Source organism: Cryobacterium arcticum (assembly GCF_003185895.1).
GTDB lineage: Bacteria > Actinomycetota > Actinomycetes > Actinomycetales > Microbacteriaceae > Cryobacterium > Cryobacterium arcticum.
Genome location: NZ_QHLY01000004.1, coordinates 48,864 through 63,408 on the forward strand (window position 1 = coordinate 48,864; position 14,545 = coordinate 63,408).

A 14,545-nucleotide genomic window follows, 5' to 3' on the forward strand; every position below is an offset into this window, starting at 1 on the left:
CTCCTGTTGCGTGTTTCCCTGTCGAACGCTGTGCATGCCGAATGGCACGCTTACGCATCCGCAGGATTGTCAATACTGCATTCGATGTCAACGTGGAGCTGTCCGCTGCGCACCGAATCGATGTGAGGGCCCACTACTCGGATAGCTTGCCACGTCTCGGGGTCCACGCGACGCCGGGGCACACCCTCGATGATCATTTTGATCGGAAAACGCAACTTGTCGCCGATTGTCTGGCCGCTGATGCGTCCCAACGGCCCCAAAACGAGTGACACCGTGGGCTCCGCACCCTCGGTGTCGCTGATCAGAAGCCAAATCGCCAGGAGGAGCGCGTCGCGCTGTTCCGGCGAAAGCTGTCCGGCCAGTCCAGCCGGATCGTCCAGGTTCACGGCCGGTCCGAGGAACTCCGACTCGGTCAGTGCGTGGTGCAGCCAGGTCTCCCGGCGGCCCTCGATGAGGTGCAGGCGCAGCTGGGTGGCCAGGGTCGATGCGGCTGCGGCCTTCGCGGCGCTGAGCGGCAGGGCGGTCCGCCCGGTGGCGACGTCGTCGAGCAGGGTTTCGGCGTCGAGGTCGATCCGGGCCAGCTCCTCTGACGCGAGCATGCCGACGGCGGAGGACGGTTGGGTCACCGTGCTCTGCACCAGCACCAGGTCGAGCTCGCGTTGCACCATCCGCCGGAAGCCGCGCACGATCGACACCCCCACCAGCGGCGGGAACATGCACAGGGTGATGGTGAGGATGGCCGGGGCGAGGATGAACGGGTCGCTTCGAGCGTTGGTCAGCGACCCGGCAGCGATCACAGCGCCGAGCACCAGGGTGGCGGCCACGATCTCCCGCCCCCGCCGCACGGTGACGAGGATCGTGAACAGTGCGCCGACCGCCGCGGCCGCCGTGGGATAGGTGACGAGGTTGCCGCCGCGGCCGTAGCCGGCCAGGTCGAGGCCCACAATGATCTCGCCGGTGGCGAGCACGGTGAGAAACATCCAGGTCGGCATCCGGCCGGCGAGCCGGTTGACCAGCACCAGGGTGGTCACGGTGGCGGCGAACAGGATGATCCAGGCCGCCAGCGTGGGCAGCGGGTTGACGTACTGGTCCCACTGGATGGCGAAGCGCCAGAGCAGGAAGAGGGCGACGAACCCGGAACTCAAGGAGATGCCCACCCCGAGGTGCCGGCTGCCCAGGCCGGTCTGGTTGGCCCTGGTGGTGTTGACGGTGCGCTGCGGCCGGCGGAAGGTGCGCCGGCGTTCATCGCGTTCGTCGTCGAGCAGCTGCTTGTGCGCCCGGGCCGACGACGGGGCGGGGCGGGGTGAGACCTGCGACGACGGCGCCGTTCCGAACGTCACTTGGGCACCTCGAGCACGACCGTCGTGCCGGAACCCGGCGAGGAGAACAGTCGGGCGGTGCCGCCGACGTCTCGGAGTCGGGCGACCACGGACTCAGCGAAGCCGAGCCGTTCCTGGCTGACGGCGCTGAGATCGAAGCCCCGGCCGGCATCCGTGACCATGGCGCGCACGGTGGTGTCGTCGTCGGAAATGGTCACGTCTGCCCGGGTGACCCCGGAATGCCTGCGCACATTTTCGAGGCACTCGCCGAGAGCGAGTAGGAAGGAGTCCAGCACATCGCTGGGCAGCAACACCTGGCCGCTACCGTGCCAGTCGACGTCGAGCCCCATCCGGCCGAAGCGTTGCTTGACCGACTCGAGGGTGCTGCCGAGCATCGACGTGTTCGCCGGCTCCAGGGTATAGACACCCGAGCGGTGCGGCGTAGGCAGGGCGCCCAGCCGCAGCTGGTGCAACAGGCGGGCGTCGTCGTTGGACTGCTGGCGGAGGGCAGCGGGGCTGACGCCGACGCCGGAGTGGGCGAGCAACGTGAGGGTGGCCAGCACAGTGTCGTGCAGCAGCCGCGCGCCCTGCCGGCGCTGCGCCTCGAGTTCACTGGCGTGGCGCTCGGCCTGGTGCGCCCGGCCGATGGCGGCGATGCGTTGCAGCACCCGGGGAACACTCTGGGCGATCCACCAACCACCCAGCGACAGCGCCGCCCAGCCGCAGACCGTGAGCGCGAGCGGCAGTACCGACCCTCCGGCCGTGACGGTGACGAGGGCCACGGCAGCCACGGTCACACCGAACGAGGCGAACAGGAGCAATTGGCGCCGCGGCCCGACGACCAGCACGGCGGCGACACAACTCACCGCGCCGGCGGCGATAGAGGCGATCACCGATTCCTCGACGACGTTCAGCCCGACCTGCGGCCGTGGCACCAGCCCGATGACGAGCACGACGGCATTCCCGAGCAGCACGATCCCCAGCGCCCAGCGGAGCGCGCCGTTCTGGCCGAGCAGGTACTGGCAGCCGATCAGCAGCAGGATCAGTGGCACTGCAACCAGGACCACGGGAGCATCGACACCGGTGGGTACGGCCAGGTAGACCAGTGCCGTCACCGACGCTGCCAACCCGGTCACCCGAGCGGCCCGTCGTAGGACTCGGTCGCGCTCTCTGGCAATGCGTGGCATAAGTGCCGGCTCCTCGTGGATGCTCTCACTGCACCCTATCGGCCTCTGGGTGGGTCATCCGGGACGTGACTAGGACTTTAGTTCCGTGACCCACCCCGGTTCCGGTGTCGCAGCAGCCGGCGAAGCACGAGCCCGGTAACCAGGGCCATCGAGACGGCCATGAGCACTCCGGCCAGCACGCCCACCAGCAGAGTGACCCATCCCGGCTGGCCGGGCTGCCACAGCGGTGTGGCGACGGCGAAGAACACCAGTAGGCCGGCCGCCCAGGCCAGGGCGCTACCCAGCACCCACCATCCGGCCCCCGTCAGGTGCCGGCGCAGCTCGAAGAGCTGCGCGACACCGAGGCAGCAGAGCAGCACGAGGGCTCCCACAGCGCCGGCCACGACCTGCGCGGTGACCGGCCAGCGCTGCCAGACATCCGCCCACTCGGCCGGCAACAGGCCGATGAACCAGGCAATCGCCGCACCGAGCGCGGTGGCGCCCACCCAACGGGACCGGGACAGCGCGGGAACGGGCACCTTGAGCACCGTGGCCTGGGTCCACCCCAGCACCGCGCCCTCGACGGCACCGGCGAGGATGAGGGTGGGCCGGGCGACCGGTGAGCCCGCGAAGGCCAGCTGGGTCACGGCTGGCGCCAGAAAACCGACAGCCTCCCCGATGCTGACCCACAGCACCCAGTACCGCAGGAAGCGGTCATCGACCGTGGAACCGGATCGCCGTGCGTCCGGCCCGCGCCTATCGAGGGTCATGGGCAGCAGCGGCAGCGCCCGGGGTGACGGGGCCGGGTGTGCCGGCGGCTGGTCTGAGCATCGAGCCCGGATCGACCGGGCCCTGGTCGAGCCGGAACGGCGGGTACTCGTCGCGCATCAGGGTGGCGTAGACGATCACCCGGTACAGCCAGCGGTTGAGGCCGATGATGAGGTCGAAGAGCCCGCGGCGGTAGCGCCCGGTGAAGAGCAGGATCACGGCGGCGATGACGACCAGCACGGCCAGGAGGGAGAAACCGGCCCTGGCGCCGGTGGCCCAGTCGGTGGTCCAGGGCGTGCCGCCGCCGGCGAGCCACCAGCCGGTGCCGCCGGCGATGATGGAGACGATCACCAGATGAGGGATGACCAGGAGCCACCACTTCACCAGGACCAGACCGTGCAAGAGGCGGTCGGGGTAGTCCACCTCGAGGTCGGCCGGGTAGTCGGTGGCTGCGAGGGTGAACGGCGGGTACCTGTCGGTGCCGAGCGCCGAGTAGGCGTAGAAGCCCACCCGCCAGTTCCAACGCAAGACGCCGACGTTGTAGTTGAAGATCGCGTTCGGGTACCGGCCGGTGAACAGGATGGCGAAGCCGGCGACGATGGTGCTGATCCAGAGGCCGAACCACAGGAAGAACAGCACGATCAGGTGCGGGATCACGAGGATCCACTTGACCAGCCACAAGGCGCGGGAGAGGTCGGGGTCGAGCCGGCCGTTCAGTCGCGCCGGATAGTCGGCGCCGGGCGCATCCGCATCTCGCGGGCCTGCGCCGGGAGCCGGCTGGCCTGTGCTGCCGCCGGTTCGGCTGGACGGCGCCGGGCCGCCCCGGCCGAGCCCGATCACCCCGAGGATGACCAGGACAACGCCGACCACGAGTACGAGGATGCCGATCAGCAGGAGGGTGATCGCGATCGGGGCGAGCAGCCCGGACCGCACGCCGGCACGCAGGTCGACGGCGACGGGCCGGCTGGCATCCGCGTTCATCACCACCACAGTCCAGGAGCCCGGCTGCACCGACCAGACCACTTCCTGCGTGCCCGGCCCGCTGGCCGAGACGGTCCAGATGTCCTCCCGCGCCGGCGGGGTGGGCCGGTCGGAACCGGCGATGTCGCCGTAGCGCACCCGGAACGGGGTGGAGTCGATGCCGCGCACCTCGGTGTGTGCGACATTGTCGAGGTAACGATCGACGTCGCTGCGGGGTGCGATCCCGATGAAGACGTCCTCACCGGTGGTTCCGGTCGCCTCCAACCGGATGCGGGCGACGTCGATGTTCATCGGCGGGGTGGTGCCCGTCGTGGTCACGTCGCCCAGGGCCGGGCTGGTGAGGGCGTAGGAATTCGCCGTGAACGATGCTGTGCGGGTGGAGAAATAGCCGTTCTCGCCTTGCACCGCGGCGGCAACCCCGGCGACGCTGCCCGTGGCGGTGAGCCCGATGCCGGCCAGGGCCAGAATCGTGCCCAGAATGAGCATGATGAGGGGACCTGGCTTCATGACAACGGGACCTTTCCGAACGAAAAGGGTGCGGGCAGATGCGCAGCGCACACGGCTTTCACGTGCAGTCAGCGTTCTCCCGAACTATCGGGCTGTCAACCCTGGCGGCGGCCGGTCACCCCAGCAGGCGACGCAACTGGGCGCCGATGGCCGCGTTCTCGATCAGGAACCCGTCGTGGCCGTACCCGGACTCGAGCACCACCGGGTCATCGGCACCGTCGGCGCTGCCGGAGCCGAGGCCCCTCCCGGCGGGGAGCGCTGCCGCGATGATGCGCTGGCCGTCGACGGGGAAGAGCCTGTCACTGTCGATGCCCACCACCAGGGTGCGGGCGGTGACGCGGGCCAGCGCCGCGGCGACACCGCCGCGGCCCCGGCCGACATCGTGCGAGTTCATCGCCTCGACCAGGGTGATGTAGCTGTTGGCATCGAAGCGCCGGGTGAACTTGTTGCCGTGGAAGTCCAGGTAGGACTCCACGGCGAACCGCCCGTTCGAGCCCAGCGGGGTGATGCCGCTCTGCCAGCTGCGTTCGAAGCGCAGGTTGAGCTCGGACGGGCTGCGGTAGTTGAGCAGGGCCATCCGTCGGGCCAGCGCGAGGCCCCGGCTCGGCCCGTCACCGGCATCGGCGTCGTAATAGTCGCCGGCACGGAAGAGCGGGTCGGTGCGGATGGCTTCGATCTGCACCGAATTCAGCGCGATCTGGTCGGCCGTGGTGATCGGCGGGGCGGCGAGGATGGCGAGCCTGCTCACCCGGTCCGGGTGTTCGATGCCCCATTCCAGCACGTGCATGCCGCCCATCGACCCACCGACGATGGCCGCCCAGGTGTCGATGCCGAGGGAATCGCTGAAGGCGACCTGCGCGGCGACCTGGTCGCGGATGGTGAGGTAGGGAAACCGCGGTCCCCACTCGGAGCCGTCCGGGGCGAGGGAAGCGGGGCCGGTGCTGCCCTGGCAGCCGCCGAGCATGTTCGGTGCCACCACGAACCAGCGGTCGGTGTCGATGGCCAGCCCCGGCCCGACGATGCCGCTCCACCAGCCGGCGGTGGGATGCCCGCTGCCGGACGGGCCGACCAGGTGGCTGTCTCCGGTGAGGGCGTGCAACACCAGCACGGCATTGTCACGGGCGGGGGAGAGCTCTCCCCAGGTCTCGTAGGCGATCCGTACCGCGGGCAGATGACCGCCGGCCTCGAGGGTGAGCGCGCCCACATCCGCGAATTGCCGCCGGCCGACCGGGTCGCCGTCACGCCAGGCACCCGTGACCGGGGGCTTGCCCATGACTGAGCGCACCTGCGCGTCGGTGATGAGACTGGACGGGACGGTGTCCTCGGAGTATTGCCATTCCATACGGCTTTATTCTGGCCAGTTTCGGCTGCCGCCGTGGATTGTTACGTCACGTGCGCGCGCTCGCGAGTTCGCGAGAGCGGCCGAACGGTTGCCTCCCGCACGGGAGGCAACCGGCTTGCCGCTCTCGCGGAACGTGGCTGGCTCTAGGCGTTCGCGCGGGAGGCGAGCACCACGGCGCGGGCCGCAGCCAGACCGGCCTCGAGGTCGGCCTGCAGGTCGGCGACGTTCTCGATGCCCACCGACAGGCGCACCAGGCCCGGCGTGACTCCGGCGGTGAGCTGCTGCTCCGGGGTGAGCTGGGCGTGCGTGGTCGAGGCCGGGTGGATCACGAGGGAGCGCACATCTCCGATGTTGGCCAGGTGGCTGAACAGCTCGAGGTTGTCCACCAGCGCGCGACCGGCATCCACCCCGCCCTTGAGTTCGAACGACAGCACCGCGCCCACGCCCAACGGCAGGTACTTGTTGGCTGCGGCGTACCAGGGGCTCGACGGCAGGCCGGCGTAGTTGACCGAGGCGATGTCGGGGTGGTTCTCCAGGTACTCGGCGATGGCCTGCGCGTTCGACACGTGCCTCTCGATGCGGAGGCTCAGCGTCTCGATGCCCTGGATGAGCTGCCAGGCGCTCGCCGGGGCGATGGACGAACCGAGGTCGCGCAGCAGCTGCACTCGGGCCTTGATGATGAAGGCGAGGGAATCGCCGACGGCGGTGGTGTAGCTGGCGCCGTGGTACGACGGGTCGGGTTCGGTGAGCCCGGGGAATTTCTCCACGTTGTCGGACCACTTGAACAGGCCGCCGTCGACGACGACGCCGCCGATGATGGTGCCGTGGCCGCCGAGGAACTTGGTGGCAGAGTGCACCACGATGTCGGCGCCGTGCTCGAACGGGCGCAGCAGGTACGGCGTTGCGATGGTGTTGTCCACGATCAACGGCACCCCGTTGGTGTGCGCGACCTCGGCGACGAGGGCGATGTCGAGGATGTTGATCTTGGGGTTGCCGATGGTCTCGGCGAAGAACAACTTGGTGTTCGGCCGCACCGCGCGGGCCCACTCCTCGGCGTCATCCTGGTTCTCGACGAAGGTGGTGTCGATGCCGAGCTTCTTGAGGGTGTATTTGAAGAGGTTGTAGGTGCCGCCGTAGATGGAGCTGGACGACACGATGTGGTCGCCGGCCTGGGCGATGTTGAGCACCGCGAAGGTCGACGCGGCCTGACCGCTGGCCACGAGCAGGGCGCCGGAGCCGCCCTCGAGGGCGGCGACGCGCTCTTCGACCACGGCCTGGGTCGGGTTCTGGATGCGGGTGTAGATGTTGCCGAATTCGGCCAGCGCGAACAGGTTCTGGGCGTGTTCGGCGTTGTTGAAGACGTACGAGGTGGTCTGGTAGATCGGGGTCGCCCGGGCGTTGGTGACGGGGTCAGGGCGGGCCCCGGAGTGGACCTGCTTGGTTTCGAACTTCCAGTCGGCGGTGTCGCTCATGGTCGGTCTCCCTGTTCCTGCTCGAGCCGCATGCCCGAGTAATCAAGTGTGCGGAGCAAGCCACTCCGCGTCTCTGCAGCAACCATAGGCAGCGTGGCCGCGTGCGACAACGGGCCTGTGAAACACAGCGTCATCTGCGCGCGGCGGCGGTGGGAAGGGGCGCGCCGGTCTACGGCTTGCCGGGCCCGTGCGGCAGCACGATGGTGCCGGTGCGCGTGGATGGTTCCTGACGGAACAGCCAGCGCAGCCGGGGTTCGACGAGGGGGTGGAAGATCCGTCTGACGATCGGAAGCGACAGCAGCACCGAGATGCCGATGGACAGCAGGATGATCGCCGGCAGCACCCAGAACGGCTGCGGCCCGTCGAGCACCCCGGTCTCCCGGAGCGGGTAGAGGAGGAAGGTGTGCAGCAGGTAGATGTACATGGTGGCGGCGCCGAGCGGGGTGAACCAGGTGGCCCGGCGTGGCATCAGGATCAAAAAGGCCAGGATGAACAGGAACGACGCGAGCATCAGGCCCAGCCGGATGACGCCGGCCCAGAACTGGTCGTAGCCGAACTGCCAGTAGGCCTCGTCGTACAGGGTGAAGCTGCGCAGGCGCAGGTCGCGCACGCCGACGATGTTGATCGCGATGGCCACGGCCAGCCCCGCGAAGAGGGCGATCGCGCCGGCCCGCCAGCGCCAGACGGCGGCGGGGGACAGGTGCAGCCACCGGTCGGTGAGCGGCCACTGGCGCAGCTTCCAGCCGAACACGAAGAACGGCAGCAGGCCCAGCGTGCGGGAGAGCGAGAAGGTGCTGTCGATGTCGCCGACGTAACCGGCGCCGACCGAGATGACGATGCTGATCAGCAGCGGGTAGCGCAGCAGCACCAGATACGGCAGCATCACCCGCCAGATGGTGAGGGCGATGAGGAACCAGAGCGTCCAGGCCGGGCTGGAATAGTCGACCCTGAGGGTACCGCTGAGCGCCCAGCTCACCAGCGTCCAGATGGTCTCGAAGATGAAATACGGAAAAACGACGTCGGTGATCAGCCGGTGCATCTGGCGCGGACCTGGCGGCCCCGACTTGGCGAAGTACCCGCTGACGGCCACGAACACCGGAACATGGAACGCGTAGATGAACAGGTACACGCCGTATGCCGGATCGGATTCGCCGATCAGCTTGAGAATCGCGTGTCCGATCACCATCAGCGTGATCGCGATCCAGCGCGCGTTGTCCCAGAGGGGAACGCGGCGCTTGGGCTTGTGGTGGCCGGCGGGCGGTGCTGCGGTGGGCGAACTCATCGGGTCCATTCTCCGGGCAGAATAGGGCAATGGGCAAAAAAAGAGTTGTGGTCACCGGTGCGAGTTCTGGAATCGGAGCGGCCACCGTGCGGCTGTTCCGCGAGCATGGCTGGGATGTGGTGGGCGTCGCCCGCCGCGCCGACCGGCTTGAGGCGCTCGCGCAGGAGACCGGGGCGGCCGTGTTCACCGCCGACCTCACCGTGCAGGCCGACGTGGATGCGCTGCGCGACTACCTCGCCGCATCCGGCCCGGTGAACGCCCTGGTCAACAACGCCGGCGGTGCCAAGGGCCTCGACTCGGTCGAAGCGGCGCCCATTGACGACTGGGCCTGGATGTACGAGATCAACGTGCTCGCCGTGAAGCGCGTCACCAGCGCGCTGCTGCCGTTGCTGCGCGCCTCGATCTCCCCGGCCGAGACGGATGCGTCGGCCAACATCGTGAACATCACCTCCACCGCCGGGCACACCGCCTACATCGGCGGCGGCGGTTACAACGCGGCCAAGTTCGCCGCGCACGCCATGACCGAGGTTCTGCGCCTGGAACTGAACGGAGAGCCGATCCGGGTGATCGAGGTGGCCCCCGGCATGGTGGCCACCGAGGAGTTCAGCCTGGTGCGCTTCGGCGGCGACGAGGCCAAGGCCGCCGCCACCTACAACAACGTGGTCAACCCGCTGGTCGCCGAGGACGTGGCGACCGCGATCGTGGGCGCCGTCGAACTGCCGGCCCACGTGAACATCGACCTGCTCGTGGTCAAGCCCGTCGCCCAGGCCTCCACCACCCTGATCGCCCGCGGTCCGCTGGTGCCCCGCGCCTGATCCCCCTCACCCGGGCTCACCTCGGCCCGCACCCTTGGCTCTCCCGAGAGCCGGTAACTGTTCCCCGTGCGGACAATTGCGGCCGGCGCACCGGCCGCAATCGTCCGCTTCGGCAACAGTTAGGCGGGGTGAACGGGGCTAGTGCTCGCTGGCCTTCTCGGCGCCGAAGCCGGTGAGCGAGCGCACCGCCATCTCCGCGGCGAGCTTCGGGTCCTCCGGGCGGCGGCTCGTGACCGAGCCCAGCCAGCCGAGGAAGAAGCCCAGCGGGATCGAGATGATGCCGGGGTTGTTCAACGGGTAGAGCGCGAAGTCAACGCCCTCGCCCAACATCGAGGTGGGTGTGCCGGAGAACACCGGCGAGAACACGATCAGCAGGATCGCCGACCCCAGGCCGCCGTACATGCTCCAGAGCGCGCCACGGGTGTTGAAGCGACGCCAGAACAGCGAGTACAGGATGGTGGGCAGATTGGCGCTCGCCGCGACGGCGAAAGCCAGGGCCACCAGGAACGCGATGTTCTGCCCCTGCACACCGATACCGCCCGCGATGGCGAGGATGCCGATCACCACGACGGTGCGCCGGGCGATCTTGACCTCGCCGTCGGGGTCGCCCTTGCCCTTCTTGATCACGCTGGCGTAGATGTCGTGGGCGAAGGACGTGGCCGCCGTGATGGTGAGGCCGGCCACGACCGCGAGGATGGTCGCGAACGCGATGGCCGAGATCAGGCCGAGCAGCAGCGGGCCGCCGAGCGCCAGGGAGAGCAGCGGAGCGGCCGAGTTGACCCCGCCGGGGGAGGCGAGGATGGTCTCGGACCCGACCAGGGCGGCGGCGCCGAAACCGAGCACCAGCGTGAACAGGTAGAACGCGCCGATCAGGAAGATCGCCCAGACCACCGACCGCCGCGCTTCCCGGGCGCTGGGCACGGTGTAGAACCGCATCAACACGTGCGGCAGCCCGGCCGTGCCCAGCACCAGGGCGATGGCCAAGGAGATGAAGTCCAGCGGGTTCTGGCCGTACTGCAGGCCGGGCGCCAGGATGGCGTCTGCCGGTGTGGCCGCGGAGTTCGCCACCGCGGCGTCGAGCAGGGTGGACAGGTTGAACCCGTTCAGCACCAGCACCCACACGGTCATGACGCCGGCGCCGATGATCAGCAGGAACGCCTTGACGATCTGCACCCAGGTGGTGCCCTTCATGCCGCCGATGAGTACGTAGAGGATCATCAGGCCGCCGACGACTGTGACCACGATGGACTGGCCGAGCTTGTCGTTGATGCCCAGCAGCAGCGAGACCAGGCCGCCGGCGCCGGCCATCTGGGCCAGCAGGTAGAAGAAGCACACCGCCAGGGTCGTGATGGCCGCGGCGACGCGCACCGGCCGTTGCGCCAGCCGGAAGGAGAGCACATCCGCCATAGTGAATTTGCCGGTGTTGCGCATCAGTTCAGCGACCAGCAGCAGGGCCACCAGCCAGGCGACCAGGAAGCCGATCGAGTAGAGGAAGCCGTCGTAGCCGTTCACGGCGATGGCGCCGACGATGCCGAGGAACGACGCCGCGGAGAGGTAGTCGCCGGCGATCGCGAAGCCATTCTGCGGACCGGTGAAGGAGCGGCCGCCGGTGTAGTAGTCCGCAGCGGTGCGGTTGTTGCGGCCGGCCCGGATCACGATGATCAGGGTGACGGCCACGAAGGCCAGGAAGATCGAGATGTTGAGCACCGGGTTGTTCTCGGTGGTCTCCACCGCTGCCGCGGCGAGGCCGAACGCGCTCATGCGCGGGCCTCCTGCTCGAGCTCTGCGCGCAGTTCGGCGCCGAGCGGATCGAGGGTGCGGTTGGAGAAGCCTACGTACCAGATGGTGATGGCGAAGGTGGTGACGAACTGGCCGAGGCCGAGCACCAGGCCGAGGTTGACGCTGCCCCAGACCGGCTGGGCCATCACGTCGGGCAGGTAGGCCGCGACGATCACGAAGCCGAAGTACCAGACCAGGAAGAACACCACCAGCGGAATGACGAACCTACGCCGCCGCCTCTGCAGGTTGACGAATCGTGCAGAGGTCTCGAAGGCGACATAGTCGATCGATCCTCCCGGCCGGGTGTCTTTCAGTGATTCCTTCATGGGGGCTCCTTTGCTCCGGTGAGATGGATGTGCTGAGAAAAGTTAGTCGGGGAGGTGGGCGGGAGCGCGGGGGTGCACGGCGCGGGTGAGGGCGTCGAGAACGGCGGGGTCTTCGATGGTGGGCGGCACCTTGTAGGGCTCGCCGTCCACGATCTGGCGGATGGTCTTGCGCAGGATCTTGCCGGAGCGGGTCTTGGGCAGCCGGTCGAGGATGGTCACGTCGCGAAACGCCGCCACCGGGCCGATGTGCTCGCGCACCAGGTTCACCAGTTCGGCCATGAGCAGGTCATGGTCTACGACGGCTCCGGCCTTGAGCGTCACGAACCCGGCGGCCCGCTGGCCCTTGACCGGGTCGTGCACGCCGAGCACGGCGCACTCGGCGATGGCCGGATGCCGGGTGAGCACCTCCTCGAGCGAACCGGTGGAGAGCCGGTGGCCGGCCACGTTGATGACGTCGTCGGTGCGGCCCATCACATAGAGGTAGCCGTCCGCGTCGAGGTGGCCGGAGTCGCCCGTGGCGTAGTAGCCGGGAAACGCACTCAGGTAGGCGCTGGCGAAGCGGTCCTCGCCGCCCCAGATGCCGAGCAGTCCGCCCGGCGGAAGGGGCAGCCGGATGGCGATGTTGCCGTCCTTGCCCGGCTTGGTGACGGGCTGGCCCTCCGCGTCGAGAATGGCGATGTCGTAGCCGGGCACCGGCACCGCGGTTGAGCCGGGCTTGGTGGGCAGCTCCTGGATACCGCGCGGGTTGGCACAGATGGCCCAACCGGTCTCGGTCTGCCACCAGTGGTCGACGACGGGGCAGTGCAGGCCGTCGTTGGCCCAGTGGAAGGTCTCCGGGTCGAGCCGCTCGCCGGCCAGGAACAGGGCGGTGAGGCTGGTGACGTCATAGCGGGCCAGCTCGGCCAGCTCCGGGTCGACCCGGCGGATGGCCCGGATGGCGGTGGGGGCGGTGAACAGCACGGTCACCCGGTAGTCCTGCACGACACGCCAGAACGCGCCGGCATCCGGGGTGCCGATGGGTTTGCCCTCGTAGAGGACAGTGGTGGCGCCGGCCAGCAGCGGCGCGTAGACGATGTACGAGTGGCCGACCACCCAGCCGACATCGGACGCCGCCCAGAACACGTCGTCGGGGCCGATGTCGTAGATATTGCGCATCGACCAGGTCAGCGCCACGGCGTGGCCGCCGTTGTCGCGGATGATGCCCTTCGGGTTTCCGGTCGTTCCGGAGGTGTAGAGGATGTAGAGCGGGTCGTCGCCGGCGACGGTGACCGGGCCGGCGGGAACAGCTCCGTCCTCGGCGTGCGCCCAGTCGAGCCAGCGTACGCCGGCGGCGGCGGCAGGTCCGGCGTAGTCGGCGGCGGACCCCGGGATTGCCGGGCGGTCCCGCACGATCACCGTGTGCACAGAGCCGGCGCTCAGTTCGAGGGCCTTCTGCACCAGCGGGAGGTATTCGACGGTCTTGCCGGGCTCCAGGCCGCCGGAGGCGGTGACGAGCACGGCGGGGCGGGCGTCGTCGATGCGCACCGCGAGCTCGCTGGCCGAGAAGCCGCCGAACACGACGGAATGCACGGCTCCGAGCCGGGCGCAGGCGAGCATCGCCACGACGGCCTCCGGGATCATCGGCAGGTAGACGATCACCCGGTCGCCCCGGCCGACGCCGGCGGCGCGGAGCACCCCGGCGAACCGGGCCACCCGCTCGAGCAGGTCACTGTAGCTGAGTCGCACACGGCTGCCGGTCATCGCGGAGTCGTAGATCAGTGCGGTGTGATTGCCGCGGCCGGCAAGCACGTGCCGGTCGAGGGCGTTGTAGCTGGTGTTGAGGGCACCGTCGGCGAACCAGCGGTAGTCGGTGGGGGAGCGCTGTGTCAGGGCCGCGCTCGGCGGCCGCACCCAGTCCACGGCCCGGGCGGCATCGAGCCAGAAGTCTTCGCGCTCGTCGATACTGCGCCGCCAGACGTCGCGGTATCGCCCTGTCTGGGCGGGGGCCGTGTTCGTTCCGGTGTCGTCGATCATGGTGTGAACCTCTCCATTGAAGCTCTCATGTATACACAAGGTGCGATAAGTCTTGCACAGCCGGGGCAATAGGGGAATAGAATGCGCTTGTGTATACAGAGACCGTGAGGCCCGCGCCGGAGCGGGCGAGCGACCGGGCCTACCGGGTGCTGCGCGATGAGATTCTCGACGGCCTGCTCCCGGCCGGAACCGTGCTGCTCGAGGTGGAACAGTCCGCCAGGCTCGGCGTCTCCCGCACCCCGTTGCGCGCCGCGGTCGCCCGGCTGGTGGCCGATGGTCTCGTGGCCGGCCGCAGCGGCAGGGGCTTCTCGGTGACCGAGATGTCGGTCGACTCGATCAACGACCTCTACGAGCTGCGCGAAGCCCTCGAGGAGCGCGCCGCGACCCTCGCGGCCCGCGGCGCCGACCGGTCCGCGTTCAGGGCACTGCGTGAGCGTTTCCTCGCGGCCCCTGCCCTGCTGGAGGCCGGAGAACACGGCATCCACGAGTACTACGCCCTCATCGATGAATTCGACGCGGCCATCGACGACGCCATCGGCAACTCGTTCCTGGTGGGGGCGCTCGATACCGTGCGCACGCACCTGGTGCGCATCCGCCGTGTCGCCCGGGGCAATCCGGTGCGGCTGCGGGCCGCCGCGGCCGAGCACCTGCTGATCCTCGACGCCATCATCGACGGTGACGCGGCGCTCGCCGCACACGCCACCCATGTGCACCTGCACCTCAGCCGGGCGAGTGTGCTCGCGATGCTCGGCGCGAATGAACCGGCTTCCTGACC

Annotated in this window: 12 protein-coding genes; 2 read left to right on the forward strand and 10 right to left on the reverse strand. The window is 68.9% G+C overall.

Going from position 1 to position 14,545, the window contains the following annotated elements:
- Positions 1–50 precede the first annotated feature (50 nt).
- The 7 genes from CTB96_RS01015 to CTB96_RS01045 all read right to left on the reverse strand — a co-directional run bounded on the left by CTB96_RS01015 (position 51) and on the right by CTB96_RS01045 (position 8,837).
- Positions 51–1,340, reverse strand: a complete 1,290-nt coding sequence (locus CTB96_RS01015) for a hypothetical protein (RefSeq protein ID WP_110125048.1) — start codon at positions 1,338–1,340, stop codon at positions 51–53.
- The gene (locus CTB96_RS01020) at positions 1,337–2,506 is read right to left on the reverse strand and encodes a sensor histidine kinase (protein WP_110125049.1); all 1,170 of its coding nucleotides are present in this window, start codon (positions 2,504–2,506) and stop codon (positions 1,337–1,339) included. Before CTB96_RS01020 ends, CTB96_RS01015 begins: the two co-directional genes overlap by 4 nt.
- Positions 2,507–2,583: 77 nt before the next feature.
- Positions 2,584–3,255, reverse strand: a complete 672-nt coding sequence (locus tag CTB96_RS01025) for a hypothetical protein (protein ID WP_110125050.1) — start codon at positions 3,253–3,255, stop codon at positions 2,584–2,586.
- Positions 3,242–4,741 carry a DUF4389 domain-containing protein gene (locus CTB96_RS01030; RefSeq protein WP_110125051.1) on the reverse strand — a complete coding sequence of 500 codons (1,500 nt, stop codon included), beginning with the start codon at positions 4,739–4,741 and terminating at the stop codon, positions 3,242–3,244. Before CTB96_RS01030 ends, CTB96_RS01025 begins: the two co-directional genes overlap by 14 nt.
- Before the next feature lie 115 nt (positions 4,742–4,856).
- Entirely contained in the window at positions 4,857–6,083 is a 1,227-nt protein-coding gene (metX, locus tag CTB96_RS01035) for a homoserine O-acetyltransferase MetX (RefSeq protein ID WP_110125052.1), read from the reverse strand.
- Between the two features lie 143 nt (positions 6,084–6,226).
- Positions 6,227–7,555, reverse strand: a complete 1,329-nt coding sequence (locus CTB96_RS01040) for a bifunctional o-acetylhomoserine/o-acetylserine sulfhydrylase (RefSeq protein ID WP_110125053.1) — start codon at positions 7,553–7,555, stop codon at positions 6,227–6,229.
- Positions 7,556–7,724: 169 nt separating this feature from the next.
- Positions 7,725–8,837 (reverse strand): acyltransferase family protein, encoded by a 1,113-nt coding sequence (locus CTB96_RS01045; protein WP_110125054.1) that lies wholly within the window; start codon positions 8,835–8,837, stop codon positions 7,725–7,727.
- A 29-nt stretch (positions 8,838–8,866) separates the two neighbouring features.
- Here CTB96_RS01045 and CTB96_RS01050 point away from each other — a divergent pair, with 29 nt between their 5' ends.
- Positions 8,867–9,652: an SDR family NAD(P)-dependent oxidoreductase gene (locus tag CTB96_RS01050; RefSeq protein WP_110125055.1), complete on the forward strand. Its 786-nt coding sequence runs from the start codon at positions 8,867–8,869 to the stop codon at positions 9,650–9,652.
- 138 nt (positions 9,653–9,790) lie between these two features.
- On the opposite strand, the gene CTB96_RS01055 is transcribed toward CTB96_RS01050, so the two are convergent.
- Genes CTB96_RS01055 through CTB96_RS01065 form a run of 3 tightly spaced genes read right to left on the reverse strand, consistent with a single transcriptional unit; the run spans position 9,791 to position 13,770 of the window.
- The gene (locus tag CTB96_RS01055) at positions 9,791–11,413 is read right to left on the reverse strand and encodes a solute symporter family protein (RefSeq protein WP_110125056.1); all 1,623 of its coding nucleotides are present in this window, start codon (positions 11,411–11,413) and stop codon (positions 9,791–9,793) included.
- Positions 11,410–11,757 carry a DUF485 domain-containing protein gene (locus CTB96_RS01060; RefSeq protein WP_110125057.1) on the reverse strand — a complete coding sequence of 116 codons (348 nt, stop codon included), beginning with the start codon at positions 11,755–11,757 and terminating at the stop codon, positions 11,410–11,412. The genes CTB96_RS01055 and CTB96_RS01060 overlap by 4 nt, the downstream gene beginning before the upstream one ends.
- Positions 11,758–11,799: 42 nt before the next feature.
- The gene (locus CTB96_RS01065; RefSeq protein WP_110125058.1) at positions 11,800–13,770 is read right to left on the reverse strand and encodes an AMP-binding protein; all 1,971 of its coding nucleotides are present in this window, start codon (positions 13,768–13,770) and stop codon (positions 11,800–11,802) included.
- Between the two features lie 89 nt (positions 13,771–13,859).
- Between CTB96_RS01065 and CTB96_RS01070 the strand changes: the two genes are divergently transcribed.
- Positions 13,860–14,543: a GntR family transcriptional regulator gene (locus tag CTB96_RS01070; protein ID WP_248283156.1), complete on the forward strand. Its 684-nt coding sequence runs from the start codon at positions 13,860–13,862 to the stop codon at positions 14,541–14,543.
- The last annotated feature ends 2 nt before the right edge of the window (positions 14,544–14,545 follow it).